Below are 21,125 nucleotides of genomic sequence, written 5' to 3'. Positions count from 1 at the left end.
ACTCTTTTGAGATCATTTTTATCATTCAGGCTTTACTAAGAGATAAAATAACAAGTATGAAATTCTTCTTTTGCGAACATAAAATTCTTGTAAGCTTGCACAGGAAGTGCAAGCTAGCGAACCTGAGGCAAGACGCCGAATATGAGCGTTAAAGAATTTTATATAAGCAAAAGATTAGAATTTCTTAATGTAATTTCTAGTTTTTAGTTCGTTTGCAAGGCACGTAGGAGAAACTTCATACTTTTTCTATTTCTTATCCTTTTCTTTATTTCTCATTTTGTTCATCACATCTTTAAAGGTTTCATTATCCACCTTTACTATAGCAGTATCTTTTGGTAACTCCCTTGGTACAATAACTACTCCTAGTCTTTTGTCTCCAGCCATACTGCTATAACTAGTATCTTTTAGTTCTCCGGAAGGTTTTTTAATTTTAAGATTTATTGAATTAAATTTCCCTTTAACTATGTTAATAAGTTCTTCTTCATTCTCTATTTTACTCTTGTTCATCTGCACTATTAAATCTCCACTTTGAATCCCCATTTCAAAAGCAGGAGACTTAGGCGCTACTTCCAGTACCATAATTCCCTCTTCACTACTCATAAATTTTGGTTTTAAAGTGAGCTCCATGTACTTTTCTAGTCGTAGCATTGCCTCATGCAATATAGCTGCAAATATCAAAATAAATATTTGAAAGACTGACCCTGATACTGGTAATTGTGATACAGCTGTTAGCGCTATACCATAAGTAAGTACTAATGCTCCCGAAGTAAGCGCCTTCCTTTTCTTAAGCTTTGTAAATGTAATGCTGCTATATCCAATAACTCCATACAGTGCCATAGATGCTATAACCGAATTTTTTACAATCCGATTGACTATATCCCCTTTTATTAAACCCTTCCAATCAGTCATCATGAAGTTCTGCCCAACCGCTAATTCTGATGAAGACGCACTTAATAGTATAAGTAAAGCAATTGGTAGTGCCCAATATCTTTTTAAGGCGAACCCACCTATAATTTTTTGATCTCTATTAGTAAACACAGGAATAGCTCCTCTTGAGCCATCTATCATGACTAAGATTCCCTCTATAATATGTAATATTCCAACCAGTGTCATTAAGGTCAGAATATCTATGTTTATAATATTCAATTGTGGCATATGTAATGTACTGGATGCATATTTAAACACCAGGCTCATTATTCCCAGAACTGCACCAGAATAAGAAAAACTAATATATCTAGGCTTAACTGCCATAAAAAATAACGACACCATAAACAATAAATAAATATTTGAATTTTCATCAAAAACTAACCCTGAAAATGTAAATAATAGACTTGCCACAGCACCGGCAAAAATTCCTATTACAATTTGAGATATAGTTAGTTCAAAAGGTGAATCTAAACTTTCTCCCATTATCATTTTCTGCATAGCTGCAGTCTTCTTATTTTTATTATAAAAAATTATTGCAATTATTATTAAAATAAACGAATTTGAAGGGTCAACAATTGCAAACGCAACTGCTCTTAAAGTATGTATTGCAATTTCCATTGATTAAAATTCTCCTTTCATATCACTATGAAACACGTAATATTATAAGCTATTAAAATGTCGTCAAATCATCACCTGCGGTGCTCAATATTAACGACTCCAGAAGGTGATTTATATTCCCACTGAACTTCTATTTGTTATATTATATAACTTACGATTATAGAAGTAGGAGACTTCCCTTCTGAAATGTCGTTAAAAACCAAGTATCTACCAAATTTATTGGTAGATACTTAAATAGATACTTTTATTTTATTATTTGATTTTATCTTTAGCTATCTCTAAAGCTTTTTTAAACTGCGGATCCAAAGTTCTATCATATGGTTTCTCTTTAAGTGCTTGTGGATACACAACTGGCACTTCCGGTTTTATTCCAATATGATGTATATTCTCACCACTCGGAGTATAATATTTTGATATAGTAATTTTTAATGCTGTACCATCATCAAAACCATCAACGCTTCTGTAAAACATCCTTTGAACTATGCCTTTACCAAAGGTTTTTTCTCCCACTAAAGTACCAACTTTGTAGTCCCTTATAGCACCTGCAAAAATTTCTGAGGCACTTGCTGAACCTTCATCTGTTAATACTGTTAATGGCATGCCTAATGCTAGGCCTCCCTTAGATTTATCTTCAGTTTTTCTCTTATTCTTATCTATAGTAGATACAATAACCTTTCCTTTAGGTACAAAGTTAGATGTTAAATCTACAACCTGATCTAAAAGTCCGCCAGGATTTCCTCTTACATCTACTATTAGACTCTTCATACCCTTATCTTGTAATTCTGACAATTTCTTTTCAAAATTCTTAGCAGTATTCTCATCAAACATTGTAAGCTGAATATACCCAACCGTGCCTTCTAGCATTTCGCCTTTAACTGTTATCAAATCGATCTTAGCACGTTTCATACTAATGTCAAAACTACCTTTTTCTTTTCGATTAATAGTTAAGGTAACTGACTCATTTGCCTTGCCCTTCATCATTGTAACAGCTTTTTCTAGTTCTTTTCCAGAGACTTCTGTTGAATTAACCTTTTCTATAACATCTCCAGAAATTAATCCTGCTTTTTTAGCTGGTGATCCATCAAAGGGTGCAATTACAACTATCTTATCGTCTTTAACTCCTACTTGTAATCCAAGGCCAGTATAAGCTCCTTGTGTTTGAGAATTAAAATCTGAAAACTCTTTCTTGTTCATAAAAGTTGTATAAGGATCCTTTAGAGAATCAGTCATGCCCTTTATAGCTCCTTCAACTAAAACATCATCACTAATTTTGCCATCATAGTACTCATACAATTTATTTCTGACTAAAAATAGTTTTTGAAACTTTAATACCTGGTCATAAGCTTCTCTTCCAATAGCTACTTTTCCATTTGGAATACCTAATGAAATTTGAGTGGAGACAAATAAAGTTATGGTATTAGTAATAAGTACTAAAACTATAATCCATATAACACACTTCATTTTCTTTGCTTTAGGTTTTCCACTACCATTTTCTAAAACTCTAAATTTTTCAGGCTTATTTTCATCGCCCATTTTATACACCTCTTTATTATTCTCTATATATTATTCTCTATATATTATCTATATATTCTCTATATATTATTTATGTAAATATAATAAATTTATAACACTGATAAGAAAATAAATAAATTTAATGACATTTCAGAAGGATAGTTCTCCCTTTCTATAAGTATATGTTACATTCTATAATAAATACAGAAATTCAGTGAAAGCATAGATCTCCTTTTGAAGTCGTAAAAGCATCCTCTGCGAAGCTGTGCAGATTCGCAGAAGATGCTTTTATACTATACAACCAAGAATTTTCTTATCGATATAGAACTTCCTATGGCTCCAATAACTAAGCCACCCAACATAAATTGCCATAAAGTAGTACTTAATATCATATGAGGGTTTATAAGGGTAGCTCCTAATAATCCATTAGTAATCTTTAAGAAAGCCATTTTATAAGCATAATATAGTAATCCAGTAGAAATAAGTGCTCCTGCTAAACCTAAAATCATGCCTTCGATAATAAATGGCCATCTTATAAACCAATCCGTAGCACCTACAAATTTCATAATACCTATTTCTTTTTTTCTAGAGTAAACTGTAAGTTTAATTGTGTTTCCTATTAAGAATAAAGAAACAGTTATTAAAACTGCAAATAATGCAATTCCTATTATTTTAAGAGTATTTGTTATCTTTACAATTTTATCAACATATTGTCTGACATCTTTAATTTCCTCTATGCCTTTTAATCCTGTAGCATTCTTAACCACATCATTTATTACTTCAGGTTTGGTAACACTTACAACGTATGCAGTCGGAAAAGGATTTCCCCCTTTACCTTCAAATCCTTTTACTAAGGCTTGGCTATCTTTGCCAAATTGTTTCTTTACTTTTGCTAGTGCATCGTTCTTATCTTCAAATCTAACATCTGTTACTCCCGGCGTTTTGCTTAAAGCATTTTCAACAGCTGATTTATCTGCTACTGTTATATCATCCTTAAGATAAATTCCCACCTCTAACTTAGCTCCTAGTTCTTGAATTCCTGCGTTAACATTAAAAACAATTAATAAAAACACCCCTAGAATAAATAGAGTAGCAGCCACCGTAGCCACTGACGCTATACTAACGGTTTTATTTCTTTTTAAGCTTTTTAAAGCATCCATAACAAAATTTTTAATTGTACTAATCTTCATAACCGTATCTTCCCCTTTGCTCATCTCTAACTATAACACCCTTTTCTATAGCTATTACCCTCTTCTTCATAGAGTCTACTATATTTTTTGCATGTGTTGCCATAACTACTGTGGTACCCGACTTGTTAATATCTTTTAAAATATCCATAATACCTAATGCAGTTTCAGGATCTAAGTTTCCTGTTGGTTCATCTGCTATTAGCAAAGTAGGATTATTTACTATAGCTCTCGCAAGAGAAACTCTTTGTCTCTCTCCACCTGAAATCTCATGAGGGAAAGCCATATATTTCTTTGATAATCCAACTAAATCTAAAACATAAGGTACTTTTTTCTTAATATCCTTTGCAGAACATTCTGTAGCCCTTAGTGCAAACGCCACATTTTCATAAATATTTAAAGACTCAATTAATCTAAAATCTTGGAAAACCACTCCAATTTTTCTTCTATGATAAGGTACCTTTTTTCTAGGTAATTTTGTTATATCCGTATCATTTATAATAACACTTCCCGTAGTTGGTTCTACCTCTTTTAAAAGTATCTTAACAAAAGTAGATTTTCCTGCTCCACTAGGACCTACAATGAATATAAATTCCCCTTTTTTAATAGTTATGTCAATATTCGACAAAGCCGTTACATTATTATCATAAATCTTAGTTACTTTTTTAAATTGTATCATATTAAACTCTCCTTACCATACTTATGTAATTTGTTTCATTAAATTCATCACTAACATTATAACATACTGATTAAGCCTGTAATAATTTATAATATAAAATTTCCGTGAATATTATAAATATTATAAATAAATCGCTCGTTATGATTTCCTAAAAAACAAAGTTTATTATAGTTAAACAATATTATCCTATAAATTATTTAGAGACTTTTATACATACGTGCATAAAAGTCTCTAAAATTATTTTAAGGAAAGACCCTTTTTGAGAGCTTTAACTATTTCATCTGTAGTTAATCCATATGCTTTTAAAAGTTCTTCTGGCTTACCACTCTCACCAAAGGTATCTTTAACTCCAACTCTCATAACTGGTACTGGATGATTAGTCGTAACAACCTCAGCTACTGCCGATCCAAGTCCGCCTATAATGCTATGTTCTTCAGCGGTAACAATTAATCCAGTTTCGCGAGCTGCAACAATAATTGCCTCTTCATCAATAGGTTTAATAGTGTGTATATTAAGCACCCTAACCTTTATTCCTTCCTCAGCCAATATGTTATAAGCTTCCAAAGCAGCATCTACCATAATACCTGTAGCTATTATAGTTGCATCATGTCCTTTTCTAAGCGTTACAGCTTTCCCCAATTCGAATTTGTACTCAGGATCATCATTTACTGTGCAAACACCTGATCTTCCAAGCCTTACATAGCAAGGTCCGTGGTACTTTATAATAGCCTTTATAGCAGCTTCCGTTTCAACATCATCACTAGGGCTTATAACTACCATATTTGGTATACTTCTCATTAAAGCTATGTCTTCTATTGCTTGATGAGATGCTCCATCTTCTCCTACTGTGAGTCCTGCATGCGTTGCGCAAATTTTAACATTTAATTTTGGATAACAAATAGAGTTTCTTATTTGTTCAAAAGCTCTTCCTGCTGCAAATATAGCAAAAGTACTTGCAAAAGGAATTTTGCCACAAGAAGCAAGTCCTGCAGCTACGGACATCATATTTCCTTCGGCGATACCCATATTAATAAATCTTTCTGGAGCCACTTTTTTAAAGTCTGCAGTTTTAGTGGATTTAGATAAATCCGCATCTAAAACAACTATATTTTCATTTTCTAATCCTAATTTGGCTAAGGCTTTACCATAAGCTTCTCTTGTTGCAACTTTACCCATTATACAGTACCTCCAATTTCGTCTATTGCTTCTTGGCATTGTTCTTTATTTGGAGCGCTTCCGTGCCAACTAGCTTCATTTTCCATGAAGGATACACCTTTACCCTTTACAGTTTCGCAAATTATAACTGTTGGTTTTCCTTTTGTTTTTTTAGCTTCTTCTATAGCACTTTTAATTTGTACAAGATCATGTCCATCGATAGAAATAACGTTCCATCCAAAAGCTGCAAATTTAGCATCTACTGGATCAGAACCCATAACTTCCGAAACCTTACCATCTATTTGTAGTCTATTATGATCTACAAAAGCGGTTAGATTATCAAGCTTATAGTGTGCAGCTGACATAGTTGCTTCCCAAACTTGACCTTCTGCAAGTTCACCATCTCCAAGCAGTGAATACACTCTGTATCCTTTTTTATCTAGTTTTCCAGCTAATGCCATTCCTACTGCAGCAGAAATCCCTTGGCCTAAAGAACCTGTAGACATATCTACTCCTGGAATAGTATTCATATTAGGATGTCCTTGAAGCATTGATCCAAGTTTTCTTAGTCCCATTAATTCACTTTTATCAAAGTATCCTTTTCTAGCAAGCACGCTATATAACGCTGGTGCCGCATGCCCCTTTGAAAGTACAAATCTATCTCTGTCTGGATCATTCTTATTTTCTGGACCCGCATTCATCTCATTAAAATATAAAGTAGTTATGATTTCCACAGCAGATAACGATCCACCTGGGTGCCCAGACGCTGACTTTGTAACCATAGTTACGATATCTTTCCTAACTTCTTTAGTAATTGCTTTTAATTGTTCTAATGTTTTCTCCATATGTCTCCTCCTAATATTGCTTTGGTGTAGATAAGAACCAATAATTGTTATCTACCTGTATTCCTATTTATCTTATTTAATTATTATAACATAATTTTTAAACCTTTTATAAAATACAATAAAAAAGAAAAAGTATATATTACTATTAATGCATTCGCTTCCCTAAGAACTACTAATTTTATTTAAAATTAATCTGCTAAAAAACATAAACTCGCTATCTCGCTCAACCATATGTTTTTCTTAACGCATCTTAATTAAAAATAAAATAAGAAGTTCTAAATCTCGCTTCAATGCATTATACGTAATATATACTTTTTTTTGCGTATAAAACTATTTATTATTTATTTTATAACCCTACACTAATTAAAAGCGCAGTATCTACTTTTTTCATATCTCCATCAGTCATATGACCAATTTTTTCTTTTAATCTTTTTTTATCTAATGTTCTTATTTGTTCTAGCAAAACTACAGAATCTTTATTTAATCCATACTCTTCTGAAGAAATTTCAACATGAGTAGGGAGTTTCGCCTTATTTATCTGGGAAGTAATAGCTGCAATAATAATAGTGGGACTGTACTTGTTACCAATATCATTTTGAAGTATAATTACAGGTCTAATCCCGCCTTGTTCCGAGCCTACAACCGGGCTCAAATCAGCATAAAATATATCTCCTCTTTTTACTATTGTTGTCATTTGACAAATCACTCTCCGAAAGCTTAACTTCGTATTCTTTAAAATCTTTAATATCAATTTCAAAACCCATATTAGCCATTTCTAAATTTAACTCAGCCATTTCTAAATATCCTTGTTTCATTTCATCTATATATTTAAGATTTTTCTTTCCCTCGATATATAGTATTATAGCTTCCCGAATAAATTCACTTCTTTTTTTACAATCTTTCGAAAGTATCTTATTAAATTCACTGTAAAGTTTTTTTGAGAGGTTTATTACTAATTTCTTTGAAGTTGACATAGAAAATTTAATACCTCCTAATAAGTAAAGCAACAATATGTATGAATATATTATAATTCAACCTACGTCAATCTGTCAAAGAAATTATTCGCGTTTTCGTTTTTTTTCGACAAGTAATTTTATGTTTAAATGGTTCATTCTACATATAATGCATGAATATTATACATATGTTTTTATCTTTACAACTCTACCTTCACTAACATAAACTCTTGGAACTCTTTTTCCAATCATGCAGATTACTTCGTAGTTTATCGTCCCTATTAATTCTGCTACTGTGTCTGCTGTAAATTTATTATTTTCATCCTCACCTATTAATATTACCTCATCGCCAATTTTGGCTCCATCAATTTCAGTAACATCAATCATGCACTGATCCATACAAATTTTACCTATTACTGGAGCGAATTTCCCCCTCAATATAACCTTTCCCTTTTGAAATAAGAGCCTTGTATACCCATCAGCATATCCAATTGGAAGTGTAGCTATAATACTTTCCTTCTCTGTTTTATACTTTCTTCCGTAACTCACATATTCTCCAGCAGGTAGTGTTTTTATGTGCACTACATTTGTTTTTAATGTCATTACAGGTTTTAAACTTATGTTTTCCTTATTTACCTCGCCTGACGGATAATAGCCATATACTATTATCCCTGGCCGCACTGCCTCATAATGAGTTTCTGGCAAATCTATAATAGCAGCACTATTAGCAATATGCCTCATTTTTATGTACACTTTTTTCTCTTTTAACTTTTCATAAAAAGCGTCGTATTTTTTTACTTGATCATAAGTATAGGTCTTATCTTTTTCATCCGCTGTAGAAAAATGACAAAATAACCCTTCTATGATTATGTTAGGTAGCTTGCTGATATTATATACCTCTTCAGCGCTTTCCTCATTTGGTAGATACCCTATCCTCCCCATACCGGTGTCTACCGCTATGTGAATTCTAGCTACCTTATTTTTCTTTTGAGCCATCCTCGAAAGCTTGCTTGCAAATTTATAAGAGAATACTGTTTGTTCAATATCATATTTCAATAAATTATCAATTAAATTTGGTGGTGTAAACCCCAAAATCATTATTGGGCATTCTATACCTGACCGCCTAAGTTCCACCGCTTCACTTTGCTCTGCTACAGCTAATCTATTGGCACCATTTTTAATGAGTACCGGTGCTACGTCTACAGCTCCATGCCCATAGGCATCTGCTTTCACAACCGCTATAATATTCTCACTTCTAGCTACCCGCCTAATTTCTCTCATATTATGAGCTAACTTATCTAAATCAATCTCTGCCCACACGGGTCTTAAGTGTTTAAACATGCCTTCACCTCATTTGTTATTTATAGCTAACACTACCGAACTGAAAGCTCTGATTGTTCAATTTTTACGTTAGGAAGAAAATCCTTATATTTTATCTCAATTTTTTCTTTATCATTGATATCATAAATAACCATTCTAGCTGGCAACATACTTTTAGTATTAACATAGAGCAATGCCTTATTAATATTTTTATTATTACCAGGGATAAATAAGTTAATTACTGTGTATTCAATACCATTAATGGTTTTGATATCATATTCTACTTTCTCATTAGTATATAATAATCCTATGTATTCGCCGATAAAACTTAATTTAAGGACTTCATCAAAATCTTTGCTCTGTACATACTTTGTTCCATTGTTTTTGTCACTAATATAAATTTTATCATCAGCTTTAAAAATAAATACTCTGTTTTTGTTTAGCTCTAGCTTGTATCCGCTTCCCCTTAAATAGGTTTGTCTTGCCTTATAATTAATTGTCTGTTTATCATTCTTTACATCCATATTCATTTGTGTAGTATAACTTTCCATGTTTTTTAAAAATGTTGTAATATCATTAGTATCCTTTGGTTTCTTATAGCATGAAGTTAATAATAGCGAGCTTAAAATCAGCAAAAAGCTTAAAATTAATAGTGAATTTCTTTTCATTGTTATCCTCCTAGCGTTTCTCTAAAGATGCAAAAGAATTTTCAATTGTTAGATATCTAACGAAATATTCTACTATTAATCTATTACTAATAGTTGCATACTATTACTAAAATAACTAATTCCAATGAATAATGCCCGTCTCTACTTACAAACTTCTTCAATCTTTTTTGTAGCTTCCACTATAGCATAAGCCACAGCACTGTCTTCCCCATGAGATATACTAAGGTGAATATTGTATTCTCCTTCTTTTTTAGCTATTAACTTTGCCTTCCCTTTTAAGCTCACTACAGGCTTTCCAAGAGTTGTCCTGTCAATTTCAATATCTTTAAAATCAAATCCTCTAAATCCTGTCCCTAAAGCTTTTGCTACTGCTTCTTTAGCAGCAAACCTTCCGGCCACATATTCTGCCCTTAAATTTCTGCTTTTAAGATATTCTAATTCAACTGTTGTGAAGATCTTCTCTAAAAACTTCTCATTGCTCTCCATAGCCTTTTTTATCCGTCGTATTTCAACAATATCAGTACCGACACCAAGAATCATAACCATCACTCCCACTCATTGATCTATATTTATAAGTTTAGTTTTTGTATTTCGTAAAATACAGCTGTTAATTTTATCATTAGATATCTATATATAATACTCCTACTACCACAATAATATAATACAATTTTGATTATTTATTGTACAAATTGATCTATTATTTTATTTTTACAATAATTATAATATTGTCATCATTAAAAAATTGTTATACTAAGAATATATAGTTTTCAGCTGCATTGTTCTTTTGGAGTAATTTTATAACAGTCTCATAACTTTCCATTGTAAACCAAAAAGAGGAGCATTCTCCTCAGGAAGAGGTTCAGTTTCCTCATATGTTAGACTAATTAAATATTAGCAAGTAGCTATATTTTTTAAAATCTCATCAAAGTCACTAGTATATTCATCAATATAATCACCCAATATGTCAATCATGTGAATAGGTGATACCGTATTGTCATATAACATTTTTAAAAGATTCTTAACTTTATGTCTTTGTGGGCTTATGTTTTCTACGCAATCTCTTTGTATACCTACCACTGATCCATCAACTATGTCTTGTCTTTCTATTTCAATACCATAAGCTTGTATTTCAGTAAGTTCACCATACATTGAAACGGAAATTTGACTTTTTACTAACCTATAAAAATAATTATGGTTTACATCACCATCTGTTACTTTTCTTAATAAATTCTCTATAACTACCATATATGTTTTCCCCCTATACTTATGTTATGAGAATACATTAACATTACTTTTCAAAATAATCTGTCACTTTATGAAACGCATTTCACATATATTATCTCTTTAAAATGACAACTTAAACCTTTTCCACCCATAATGCCACGATTAATAAAGAATAGTAAACCATCCACATATATATGAGCTAGATTATTTTGTCGAAATTATAATAAATATAACTAAAAGTTTTTAATATAAAATCGAATATTTTTTAGCAAATTAGAACTATTCTTTATAATCACCTTCATTATTATGAAAATTATGATTATAATGTAAACATTTGTCATGATAATCTGGTATTCTATTTACTATTTTCTCTATTCTTTAATTTCATTACGTAATTGTATTTTTTTCCTTTATTCTCTTAACCATTTTATATCTATAAGCCCCAATTAATTTTCATAAATATTCCAATATTGATAATGCTGTAATAACTACAGTACACTCATCTTTACTATAATCCTCAATAAAAATAAATAACCCCTTACCAATAGGTAAGCTACCTATTGGTAAGGGATCATAATTTATAGCATCTTTAAAAACGCTGGGAATGCTACAGATAATCCTGTAATAATAAGTCCACATAGAAAAGATCCTACAACAGCACACATGACAGATCTTTTAAAATCCAACTTTAAAAAAGCAGCTATCGCAGTCCCTGTCCAAACGCCTGTGGTAGGAAGAGGTATCGCTATAAAAGTTATAAGCGCTATTTCTTCAAACTTTTCAAATTTAGATTTGTTCTTGCTTATTTTTTTATCAATTAGATTATATATACCACTAGTTAACTTATATTTACCTAACAATTCAAATATTTTATTAAAACATATCAATACAAAGGGAACCGGAAGCAAACTTCCAACAAAACTTAATAGGAATACTACTATTGGATTCATATTGTACAAATTTATTCCAAGAGGTATAGCACCTTTCTGCTCCATAAGAGGCACTGCGGATAACAATAATACATTTAACCAATTCATATAAATTCTCCTTATTTATAAATTATCTTCGTAATTATTTTTCAAAATTTTAAATATCTATTACGTGATGTTGTCTGCTCTCACCGATGAAAAACACTGCCAGAGCCCCTGGGCCACTAAATCTTCCAACTACTGGTCCGATATAATGAATAATTACTTCTTTAACCACAACCTTTGCGAGTATTTCCTCTTTAAGTCTTACAGCTTCATCATAACAATCTGCATGACAGATAGCTATAGTTTGAGTTTCAGGATTTTTAATCTTCTCCTTCACTATTTCTGCAAGCTTAGTTAGAGATTTTTTACGCCCTCGAACCTTGAGTACTGGCATTACACGTCCGACCTGGTTAATAGTAAGTATAGGCTTTATATGTAGTACTAGCCCTAGGGTAGCCGCTACATTAGATATCCTTCCACCTCTTTTTAAAAAGTTCAAATCCTGCACAGTGATGTAAGTATTTAAATTTTGTATGTTTTCTTCTATTTGGCATACAATCTTCTGCAAAGTGTAGCCTTCATTTTTCATTTCCACGGCTTTTTTAACCATAAGACCTTGACCCAGTGATGCTGTTAACACGTCAACAATATATATACACGAATTAGGGAACTCTTCTAATATAGCAGTTTTACCAATATTAGCACTGTTATAGGTGCCACTAAGGCCTGAAGACACTCCAATATAAATTACATCCTTACCATTTTCTACAGCTGATTTGAAAATTTTATAGAAGCTTTCAGAATTTGCTTGAGAGGTATTAGGTAATGCTCCCTCCCGAAGGTCATCAAAAAATTGTTTGTGACTTAGGCTTTGTCCTAAATCATCTAGGTACTCTCTACCATTGTAACTAAATGGCAACATAGCAAAAGGGATATTATTACCGTAAATATATTCCTTGGGCAAATCACAGCAAGAATCTGTCATAATAACAAAATCTCTCATTTGCATTCCTCCTACGTTTTATATTAATCATATTGTGGCAACCTTTAAGAAGGAAAATACATCTTTTTCACATAAAAAAATGTTTTGCCATTTTTCTTTATAATTCTTCAAATTTGTTACACAATCATTTAAAAACTATAGCATAAAAAGCGTTTACTGTAAAATAAAATTGCTCTAAATTGGTAAATTGTTATTGCTTTCTAAATATTCCTATACTATACTTTATAGCAATAACTATTATTTTCGAATAGTTATTAAAGGAGCGATATAAATGAATGCATTAGAAGTGACAAAGGATATTTACTGGGTAGGTGCACTAGACCCTAATCTTAGAATTTTTGATATAATTATGTATACCCCTTTTGGTACTACTTATAACTCTTATGTAGTAAAAGGTAGTGAAAAAACTGCAGTATTTGAAACGGTAAAAGAGAAATTTTTTGATGAATATCTGGAAAGATTAAAATCTTTAGACATTAATATAGAAAACATTGACTATATAGTAGTAGATCACACTGAGCCAGACCATGCAGGCTCAGTAGGAAAACTTTTAGAAATTGCTAAAAACGCTAAAGTAGTAGGATCACCTGCAGCAATTGGATTTCTTAAAGAAATCATAAATAGAGATTTTGAATATATAAGTGTAGGAGATGGGGATAGTATAAGTCTTGGAAATAAAACCTTATCTTTTATTTCAGCACCTTTTCTTCACTGGCCAGATTCAATTTATACCTATGTTGCACAAGACAAGCTACTTATCACTTGTGATTCCTTTGGAAGTCACTACGCAAGTGATGCGATGTATAATGATTTAAACCGAAACCAAGAAGATTATTGCGAAGCCTTAAAATATTACTTTGACTCTATTATGGGACCCTTTAAACCTTATGTGTTAAAAGCTATAGATAAAATAAAGGACCTTCCAATAGATATAATATGCCCAGGTCATGGTCCTATTTTAAGAGAAGATCCCTTAAGTGTCGTAAATCAATACAAACAGTGGAGCCTTCCCGAAAAATCACCCCAAGACGAAACACAGGTTACCTTATGCTACGTTTCAGCTTATGGTTATACTGAAACTGTAGCTAAAAAAATAGAAGAAGGTATAAAATCCAATAGTAATTTCAAAGTTAACATGTATGATGTTATCTATCATGATATGAATGATATTTTAAAAAGCATAGATAAGTCTGAGGGAGTAATTTTTGGTTCTCCTACCATAAATGGAGACGCTCTAAAACCTATATGGGATATTTTGGTAAATTTAAATCCTATAGTTCATGGTGGAAAAGTAGCCTCCGCATTTGGTTCTTATGGTTGGAGTGGTGAAGCTGTTCCAAATATAGAGGATAGATTAAAACAAATTAATCTAGATTTATATCCTTCTATGAAATTTAAATTTAAACCTTCTGAAAAAGATTTAAACTTTGCCTTTAAATTTGGAGAAAGTTTTGCGGAGAAAATAGCTGAAAAAATTAAAATAAAAAACAGTCCCGCTAAACCTTCTACAGAGAAACGATGGAAATGCATCGTTTGTGGCGAAGAATTTGATGGAGAGAAACCACCTGAAATATGCCCTGCTTGTGGTGCAAGTGCTGATCAATTTATTCAAGTATCAGAAGATGTAATTACCTTTAGTTCTGATAAAAAAGAAAAATTCTTAATTATTGGTAACGGCGCTGCTGGATATTATGCTGCTGATGCCATAAGAAAAAGAAACAAACAATGCGTTATAGAAATGATATCTAATGAATCACAATTAACCTATTACAGACCTTCAATTTCCGATGGCATAAGTGAAGACCTTAAAGATGATACTTTCTACCTCTCTCCAAAAGAGTGGTATGTGGATAACAATATAAAGCTTACCTTAGGAGTGCAAGTTCAAAGCTTAAACCCTGAAGAAAAGCAAATATTACTTGAGGGTGGTAGCGCTATAAGTTACGATAAACTAATATTAGCAAATGGGAGTAAAAACCATATGATTCCTGTAGAAGGAGTAGATAAACAAGGAGTATTCACACTGCGAAGTCTAAAGGATTTAGAATCCATTAAGAATAAGATGAAGACCTCCAAAAGCGTAGTTATTGTAGGTGGTGGACTTTTAGGTCTTGAAGCTGCATATGAAATAAAAAAGGCTGGCCTCAAAGTTTCAGTAGTTGAATTTAGTGATTCCCTACTTGTTAAGCAATTAGATAGTGAAGGTAGCCTTATACTTAAAACTGCAGTTGAAAACGAAAATATTGAAATTATATTGGGAGATTCAGTAAATCTTATAAACGGTGAAAACGGTGTTACATCAGTTACACTCAAAAGTGGAAAAACAATAGATGCAGACTTAGTACTATTTTCAACAGGTATTGCACCAAACAAAAACATAGCTGATAACACTAATATAAAAACTAACAGAGGCATACTAGTCAATGAAAATATGGAAACTAATATTAGTGGCATATATGCCTGCGGTGACATTGCAGAATTTGAAGGCACCGTATATGGAAATTGGCCTGCCGCTGTAGACATGGGTAAGATTGCAGGTATAAACGCAGTAGGAGATAATAAATCCTATGTGCACGCACTTGGTGTTATATCCTTTAACGCCATGGGCCTAGAACTATTATCTGTAGGTGAGATTTCAAAGAATCAATTTAAAGCTATTAGCTCGAAAGATAGTGAAAACAACCTATACAAAAAATTGTTCTTCAATAAAGACATCATAACCGGTGGAATTATAATTGGAGACAACAAATCCTCCGCCAAACTAATAAGTGACATTGAGGAGTCAAAATCACTTGAAGAAGTAATGAAGGAATCTTTGATCTAATAAGACAAAAAGGCACATATGACTTTACGGTCTTATGTGCCTTTTTTATTTTATTAATTATACTTTTACTTTAGTGCCTGATCAATACCCTCTGCCAATGCCCTCGCTATCTTATCTTGGTAAGAGTCACTTGCAAGCAATTTTTCCTCAGAAGCATTAGATTGAAAACCCATTTCCACTAAAATAACAGGTACCTTAGACCAATTAAATCCTGTCATATCATTTCTTTCCACAACGCCTCTATCCTTCATACCAACCTTATTAATTAAACTACTAAAAACTATCTCTCCATATTTTTTACTTGTCTTATATATGGCATTTGTATTTTTAGTATCTGCAGGTACAAGCATTGATGCTCCTTTAACAGATGAATTATCATCTCCATCCGCATGGATTCTTATAACTAAATCCGCCTGATTATCGTTGCCGAACTCGGCCCTTGCTTTACTTCCCATAACTATGTTATTTTGCGTTTTAGTCATTTTTACAGTATATCCTTTTTCCTGTAGTACACTTTTGAGTTTAACTGCTACCGCCATATTAACCACGTATTCAGGAGTTCTTGTATTAACACCCTGAGCACCACCCGGTTCAATTACTTTCATTGTACTTGAACCTGGATCTTGTTGCTCTTTTTTGCTACTAGTAACACTGCCATGTCCTGGATCTATAACAACAACTTTTTGAGAACTTCCAATTGAGCTTTTCTTATCTTCATCAGTTTTAATCTGTGATTTTTTCTCTATCAAAGCTTTTGCTTTTGCTTCTTCTTTTGCTTTTGCTTCTTCTTCTTCTTTCGCTAATTTTTCTTCTTTAGCTTTAGTTAATGCTTCTTCTTTAATCTTCATAGTTTGTACAGATCTTTCATGTTTTTTTACGGCATAGTTTGTACTATATAATGCACCACCCAAAATAGCTAAACACATGAACGCCAATATTATTTTTTTCTTTTTTAACATTTTAAATCCCCCAGCCTTTCTCTGCATACAACAAAAAATATTATTGCTTATTTCCCCATTTATTTATTAACATAACCATAATTATATCAGATTAGCAGCTAAAATAAAAAAGCATATGTTCACTGTTATGTTTTGTACATTATATTCCAAAAATTTCATAGTATTACGACGAGCTAAAAAGCCTAAGATAATAACATTAGTAATCAAATTTTAAAAAGGAGGAATTTTAATGCCACACAAAGACGATATATATTACGATGAAGACCGTGATAAAATAGAAAAAGCTAATAAAATAGAGGATCTCCAGAACTTAGAAAAAGTCCTACTAGAACCGAGCGATGCCTTAACTAGCACTATAATATTGCATCATTAGAATAGGTCAGTAAATCAAGAGAAAAAACTGAAATATCTATACAAAAAAAATAAAAAGCTAGCAAAATTAAATTTTGCTAGCTTTTTTATATTTGTTTAAATAAAGGGATTGGGTTCTAGCATTAACTTAGTCTCTTCCTTGGGGGGATAAAGATTATTAGTACTATATGTATTAGAAGTTTCTATAGTTTTATTGTATATTAATTTTGCCTATTTGTCAATAATTATTATTATTTAATATCTTTTATATCGCGAATTCTTCTTCGCCATTTAAAATGAACTTATTAATAATATGTGCAACCCCATCTTGCTCGTTAGTTTTAGTTATAAAATTTGCAGCTCTTTTAACTTCTGGGAATGCATTCCCCATAGCAACTCCTAAGCCGGCATATTTAATCATATGAATATCATTACCTGCATCTCCTATGCATATAACCTCTTCTTGTTTAATATTTAGCTCCTTCGCTAGAGCCGCTACCCCTGTACCTTTATTAACTGATTTATGAAGAAACTCTAAATAGAAAGGTGCACTTCTAACTATTGTGTACTTATCACTTACTTCTTCAGGAATTCTTTGCATTACTTCATCTATAATGTCTGGCTCGTCCACAAACATAACCTTAACTATAGTAGTACCTTCTTCTACATCCTCAACAGCTATTACCTCATTAGAAATATGATTCATTTCTGCTTCATTTCTAGTGTATTTAGTATCCTTAGGCGAAATTACCGTATTCTCTGTTAATGCATGTATATTCACCTTTAGCTCTTTGCTTAATTCATACAAATATTTATAATCTTCAATAGTTAATGTTGTTTTAGCTATCGTTCTGTTACCTTCAGTATTTTGAACTAAAGCTCCATTAAATGCTACTGCATAATTATCTTCTGAAATTAAGTTAAGTTCTTCTAAATATCTTTTAAACCCAACTAAAGGTCTTCCTGATGCTAGTACAACTTTTATTCCATTTTTTTTTGCTTGTTGTATTGCGTCAAAATTCACTTGTGAAATTTGTTTTTTATCATTTAATAATGTTCCATCCATATCTAGTGCTATTAATTTATACATTCAATTACCTCCGTGTTAAAAACATTTCTTAGACCAGTTTAAGTATAACATATAATTTTATAAGTAATGGATTTCATTCTCTATAAATTCTCCGGTAATTTTACATTCAAAATAACTAAATTCATATATTTATTATGAATTAAAGCATATCATACCGTTAAGTTGCAGATAAAATAATGTCATTTTTACTATACTTAGGTAATATACTGACTATAATATGTAAAATAGCACACTTACACTTATAAGGAGGTTATATATATGATGCTAAAAAAAGAAAAACCATTGATTATTACTCTATCTATCCTTATTTTAGCAGCAATATTATATGTCGTTTTCTCCTTAAATAAATTGGCTACGCCCAATGCATCTTCAAATATTCCTTCACAAAAAGGAGTACTTGAACTTACAAATTGGGATTTTCATAAAGATGGATATACTTCCCTTGACGGGCAATGGCAATTTTACTGGCAGCAATTACTATCGCCAAAAGATTTTACTAATAATTCTCCCCTTCCCTCTTATATAGAAATGCCAATGCCTTGGAATAAATATAATAAAAATTATGATTCTAATGGTTATGCTACATATAGTTTAACAATAAATTTAAATTCAAAATATAAAGATACACTTTTAGGCATAAGTGTTCCTCCCATGTTATCTTCATATAAATTATGGATTAATGGACAGCTCTTTTCATCTAATGGTATTGTTGGCAAAAGTAGTTCTTCCGAGCTTCCTAAATCTCTTCCAATTACCAGCTATTTTATGAATAATAATGACAAAATACATTTAGTACTTCAAATTTCAAATCATAACTTTAGAGAAGGAGGTACCCGTGGCAATATTTATCTAGGATTGCAGTCCCAAATGGCGAATAAAAGAGACGCATCAATTGCACTTGGATTTTTTTACTTTGGTATACTGCTTATAATGGGCTTATATCACTTATGGTTATATGCTTTTAGAATAGATGATACTTCTAATCTTTATTTTGGTATTTTTTGCATAATTGCATCTTTAAGGGCCTTAACTGTTGGTAACAATTATTTTTTAACCTTATATGATAACGTAAGCTATATCCTAGCTCTTAAACTGGACTACTTAACTTTCTATGCAGCAGTTTATTTTATACTTATTTACACATGCGTAGTTTTTAAACTAAATTACTCAAAAAAAATTATAATAATCTATAACTTTTTTTCCCTATTCTTTATAGTTACTACTGTTTTTATTTCCCCACTAATTGCTTCAAAACTCCTTAGGATATTTCAAATATTCAATAATTTAAATGACTATTCTTTATTAGGATTCTTCATTATCGTACTTTTAAATACTTTTATATTGGCAATGAATCATTCTAAAGCATATAAAAAAATCGAAACTTTATCTAAGGAAAATGAACAGTGTCTTTTAAGAGAGAAGCTTAGAGAATCTACCTTTCTTCTAAATTCAACCTTGAATTTAGAAGAAGTTCTAGATAAATTATTAAAAAATTTAAAACAATTAGTGCCTTATGACAGCGCATCATTTTTTATGGAAGAAAACAACCATTTCAATATTATGGCGGGAACTGGTTTCAAAAACATAAATGAGGTATACAAAATTCACATAAGTAAAAAAGATGATAAGCTATTTAAAGAAATATATGAAACTAATACTACTTTATTAGTTTCGAACGTTAAACAAGATCCACGTTTTACGCATTATATAGGTCTACCCAATATTGAAAGTTGGATGGGCATCCCTATAATCTTCAAAAATAAAATCATTGGAATCTTAACATTAGATTCAGTTCAAAAAAACATTTATACTAAGAATCACTGTGATATAGCCTTATCCTTTTCCCACCATGCAGGAATGGCTATAGAAAATGCTACCTTGCATGGCAAAGCTAAAAAGCTAGCTTGCATTGACTCTCTAACTAATTTGTACAACAGACGAAGTTTTTTTGAACTTGCAAATATAAGCTTTGATAAGGCTAAATTATTGCTACAACCTATTTCATTCATTATGATTGACATTGACGATTTCAAAAAAATTAACGATAGCCTAGGCCACCATACTGGAGACTTAGTTTTAAAACGTCTATCGAAAATTTGCTTAGAAAATCTAAGTGAAAATCATGTTTTAGGTCGTTTTGGGGGTGAAGAATTTATTATACTATTACCTAACACCTCCTTTGAAGGCGCTGAAATAATCGGAGAAAATCTGCGCAGTGCTATAGAAAATAATCCTTTAATTATTAGAACATCAGATTCAATACCTATCACCTCAAGCCTTGGAGTTGCTACACTTACTCCTACTGTTCAAGATTTGAATTATTTATGCATAGCAGCGGATAAAGCCATGTACCGAGCAAAGGCTCTTGGTAAAAATAAAGTTGTATCAATAAATTTGGACTCTAAGAGTAATTTATACACCGCTGAGTGAATTAGAAAAAAGTTATCCACATTGTTTTCCGCAAGTTGTTCCTATATAATAAAAAAATGTAGCGTAAAGGAGGAACTAATGAAAATGCTGGGATTACTATAGGTGATCATAAAGTCAGTGACGAGCAACAAATTTACAATATCAGAAATGCTTGGAATTATTTATTTGATACAGTGAGGAAGAGCTAGAATGTTGCTTAACTTACAAGAATGCCAGCAATGTAAACTAGGTCATATCATCTTTTCGATTTGATTTTTCCTCCATCCATTTCATATACTGTATCCGGTAACCCAAATACGATTATTTTAAAAACATTATAAAACTTTTATTTTAGAGCACTATTTTACCGATGATACATAATATGAATTGTAGTTGGATTTTACATTCAGCTATAATTTAAAGGAGA

Annotated in this window: 19 protein-coding genes; 3 read left to right on the top strand and 16 right to left on the bottom strand. The window is 31.6% G+C overall.

Features of this window, described 5'->3' with window-relative positions; translation table 11 throughout:
• Positions 1-246: 246 nt before the first annotated feature.
• From KTC92_RS15390 to KTC92_RS15325, 14 genes are all read right to left on the bottom strand, one after another.
• A complete protein-coding gene (locus tag KTC92_RS15390; protein WP_220286164.1) occupies positions 247-1,545 on the bottom strand; it encodes a PDZ domain-containing protein in 1,299 nt (432 codons plus the stop codon).
• A 252-nt stretch (positions 1,546-1,797) separates the two neighbouring features.
• Positions 1,798-3,006 carry a S41 family peptidase gene (locus KTC92_RS15385; protein WP_220286208.1) on the bottom strand — a complete coding sequence of 403 codons (1,209 nt, stop codon included), beginning with the start codon at positions 3,004-3,006 and terminating at the stop codon, positions 1,798-1,800.
• A 344-nt stretch (positions 3,007-3,350) separates the two neighbouring features.
• Entirely contained in the window at positions 3,351-4,247 is an 897-nt protein-coding gene (gene ftsX / locus KTC92_RS15380; RefSeq protein WP_220286165.1) for a permease-like cell division protein FtsX, read from the bottom strand.
• On the bottom strand, positions 4,237-4,923 hold the full coding sequence (ftsE, locus tag KTC92_RS15375) for a cell division ATP-binding protein FtsE (RefSeq protein WP_165412528.1): 687 nt from the start codon (positions 4,921-4,923) through the stop codon (positions 4,237-4,239). Before ftsE ends, ftsX begins: the two co-directional genes overlap by 11 nt.
• Positions 4,924-5,160: 237 nt before the next feature.
• Positions 5,161-6,099: a transketolase family protein gene (locus KTC92_RS15370; RefSeq protein WP_216302617.1), complete on the bottom strand. Its 939-nt coding sequence runs from the start codon at positions 6,097-6,099 to the stop codon at positions 5,161-5,163.
• Entirely contained in the window at positions 6,099-6,923 is an 825-nt protein-coding gene (locus KTC92_RS15365; protein WP_216302616.1) for a transketolase, read from the bottom strand. Before KTC92_RS15365 ends, KTC92_RS15370 begins: the two co-directional genes overlap by 1 nt.
• Positions 6,924-7,269: 346 nt before the next feature.
• Positions 7,270-7,617, bottom strand: coding sequence for a type II toxin-antitoxin system PemK/MazF family toxin (locus tag KTC92_RS15360; protein ID WP_071614469.1), 348 nt, complete (start codon positions 7,615-7,617; stop codon positions 7,270-7,272).
• Positions 7,577-7,897 carry a CopG family ribbon-helix-helix protein gene (locus KTC92_RS15355; protein WP_165412526.1) on the bottom strand — a complete coding sequence of 107 codons (321 nt, stop codon included), beginning with the start codon at positions 7,895-7,897 and terminating at the stop codon, positions 7,577-7,579. The genes KTC92_RS15360 and KTC92_RS15355 overlap by 41 nt, the downstream gene beginning before the upstream one ends.
• A 159-nt stretch (positions 7,898-8,056) precedes the next feature.
• Complete coding sequence (gene alr, locus KTC92_RS15350; RefSeq protein ID WP_216302615.1) at positions 8,057-9,217, bottom strand: alanine racemase; 1,161 nt, start codon at positions 9,215-9,217, stop codon at positions 8,057-8,059.
• A 32-nt stretch (positions 9,218-9,249) separates the two neighbouring features.
• The gene (locus tag KTC92_RS15345) at positions 9,250-9,864 is read right to left on the bottom strand and encodes a germination lipoprotein GerS-related protein (protein ID WP_220286166.1); all 615 of its coding nucleotides are present in this window, start codon (positions 9,862-9,864) and stop codon (positions 9,250-9,252) included.
• Between the two features lie 141 nt (positions 9,865-10,005).
• Positions 10,006-10,404, bottom strand: a complete 399-nt coding sequence (gene acpS / locus KTC92_RS15340) for a holo-ACP synthase (RefSeq protein WP_220286167.1) — start codon at positions 10,402-10,404, stop codon at positions 10,006-10,008.
• 351 nt (positions 10,405-10,755) lie between these two features.
• Positions 10,756-11,109 carry a DUF6514 family protein gene (locus KTC92_RS15335; RefSeq protein ID WP_165412522.1) on the bottom strand — a complete coding sequence of 118 codons (354 nt, stop codon included), beginning with the start codon at positions 11,107-11,109 and terminating at the stop codon, positions 10,756-10,758.
• A gap of 557 nt (positions 11,110-11,666) precedes the next feature.
• A complete protein-coding gene (locus KTC92_RS15330; RefSeq protein WP_220286168.1) occupies positions 11,667-12,125 on the bottom strand; it encodes a small multi-drug export protein in 459 nt (152 codons plus the stop codon).
• Positions 12,126-12,174: 49 nt separating this feature from the next.
• The gene (locus KTC92_RS15325; protein WP_220286169.1) at positions 12,175-13,065 is read right to left on the bottom strand and encodes a DegV family protein; all 891 of its coding nucleotides are present in this window, start codon (positions 13,063-13,065) and stop codon (positions 12,175-12,177) included.
• A 271-nt stretch (positions 13,066-13,336) separates the two neighbouring features.
• Between KTC92_RS15325 and KTC92_RS15320 the strand changes: the two genes are divergently transcribed.
• Entirely contained in the window at positions 13,337-15,889 is a 2,553-nt protein-coding gene (locus KTC92_RS15320) for an FAD-dependent oxidoreductase (protein ID WP_220286170.1), read from the top strand.
• Between the two features lie 65 nt (positions 15,890-15,954).
• Here the strand turns inward: KTC92_RS15320 and KTC92_RS15315 are convergent, their stop codons facing one another.
• Positions 15,955-16,848, bottom strand: a complete 894-nt coding sequence (locus tag KTC92_RS15315) for an N-acetylmuramoyl-L-alanine amidase (protein WP_220286171.1) — start codon at positions 16,846-16,848, stop codon at positions 15,955-15,957.
• 229 nt (positions 16,849-17,077) lie between these two features.
• On the opposite strand from KTC92_RS15315, the gene KTC92_RS15310 reads away from it, so the two are divergent.
• A complete protein-coding gene (locus tag KTC92_RS15310) occupies positions 17,078-17,221 on the top strand; it encodes a hypothetical protein (RefSeq protein WP_216302609.1) in 144 nt (47 codons plus the stop codon).
• Positions 17,222-17,464: 243 nt separating this feature from the next.
• On the opposite strand, the gene yidA is transcribed toward KTC92_RS15310, so the two are convergent.
• Positions 17,465-18,289 (bottom strand): sugar-phosphatase, encoded by an 825-nt coding sequence (gene yidA, locus KTC92_RS15305; protein WP_220286172.1) that lies wholly within the window; start codon positions 18,287-18,289, stop codon positions 17,465-17,467.
• Positions 18,290-18,547: 258 nt separating this feature from the next.
• On the opposite strand from yidA, the gene KTC92_RS15300 reads away from it, so the two are divergent.
• Positions 18,548-20,719, top strand: coding sequence for a diguanylate cyclase (locus tag KTC92_RS15300; RefSeq protein ID WP_220286173.1), 2,172 nt, complete (start codon positions 18,548-18,550; stop codon positions 20,717-20,719).
• Positions 20,720-21,125 lie beyond the last annotated feature (406 nt).

The sequence above is a fragment of the Clostridium sp. CM027 genome (assembly GCF_024730565.1).
GTDB lineage: Bacteria > Bacillota > Clostridia > Clostridiales > Clostridiaceae > Clostridium_AD > Clostridium_AD estertheticum_B.
This window is presented reverse-complemented; position numbering and strand designations above follow the sequence as displayed.

What these genes read in the sequence shown, in the direction of transcription:
- KTC92_RS15365 (WP_216302616.1), bottom strand. Translation starts at nt 6,923, where the DNA reads ATGGAGAAAACATTAGAACAATTAAAAGCAATTACTAAAGAAGTTAGG.
- KTC92_RS15330 (WP_220286168.1), bottom strand. Translation starts at nt 12,125, where the DNA reads ATGAATTGGTTAAATGTATTATTGTTATCCGCAGTGCCTCTTATGGAG.
- KTC92_RS15300 (WP_220286173.1), top strand. Translation starts at nt 18,548, where the DNA reads ATGATGCTAAAAAAAGAAAAACCATTGATTATTACTCTATCTATCCTT.
- KTC92_RS15370 (WP_216302617.1), bottom strand. Translation starts at nt 6,099, where the DNA reads ATGGGTAAAGTTGCAACAAGAGAAGCTTATGGTAAAGCCTTAGCCAAA.
- KTC92_RS15325 (WP_220286169.1), bottom strand. Translation starts at nt 13,065, where the DNA reads ATGAGAGATTTTGTTATTATGACAGATTCTTGCTGTGATTTGCCCAAG.
- KTC92_RS15360 (WP_071614469.1), bottom strand. Translation starts at nt 7,617, where the DNA reads ATGACAACAATAGTAAAAAGAGGAGATATATTTTATGCTGATTTGAGC.
- KTC92_RS15335 (WP_165412522.1), bottom strand. Translation starts at nt 11,109, where the DNA reads ATGGTAGTTATAGAGAATTTATTAAGAAAAGTAACAGATGGTGATGTA.
- KTC92_RS15390 (WP_220286164.1), bottom strand. Translation starts at nt 1,545, where the DNA reads ATGGAAATTGCAATACATACTTTAAGAGCAGTTGCGTTTGCAATTGTT.
- ftsE (WP_165412528.1), bottom strand. Translation starts at nt 4,923, where the DNA reads ATGATACAATTTAAAAAAGTAACTAAGATTTATGATAATAATGTAACG.
- KTC92_RS15345 (WP_220286166.1), bottom strand. Translation starts at nt 9,864, where the DNA reads ATGAAAAGAAATTCACTATTAATTTTAAGCTTTTTGCTGATTTTAAGC.
- ftsX (WP_220286165.1), bottom strand. Translation starts at nt 4,247, where the DNA reads ATGAAGATTAGTACAATTAAAAATTTTGTTATGGATGCTTTAAAAAGC.
- KTC92_RS15315 (WP_220286171.1), bottom strand. Translation starts at nt 16,848, where the DNA reads ATGTTAAAAAAGAAAAAAATAATATTGGCGTTCATGTGTTTAGCTATT.
- KTC92_RS15355 (WP_165412526.1), bottom strand. Translation starts at nt 7,897, where the DNA reads ATGTCAACTTCAAAGAAATTAGTAATAAACCTCTCAAAAAAACTTTAC.
- KTC92_RS15385 (WP_220286208.1), bottom strand. Translation starts at nt 3,006, where the DNA reads ATGAAGTGTGTTATATGGATTATAGTTTTAGTACTTATTACTAATACC.
- alr (WP_216302615.1), bottom strand. Translation starts at nt 9,217, where the DNA reads ATGTTTAAACACTTAAGACCCGTGTGGGCAGAGATTGATTTAGATAAG.
- yidA (WP_220286172.1), bottom strand. Translation starts at nt 18,289, where the DNA reads ATGTATAAATTAATAGCACTAGATATGGATGGAACATTATTAAATGAT.
- KTC92_RS15310 (WP_216302609.1), top strand. Translation starts at nt 17,078, where the DNA reads ATGCCACACAAAGACGATATATATTACGATGAAGACCGTGATAAAATA.
- acpS (WP_220286167.1), bottom strand. Translation starts at nt 10,404, where the DNA reads ATGATTCTTGGTGTCGGTACTGATATTGTTGAAATACGACGGATAAAA.
- KTC92_RS15320 (WP_220286170.1), top strand. Translation starts at nt 13,337, where the DNA reads ATGAATGCATTAGAAGTGACAAAGGATATTTACTGGGTAGGTGCACTA.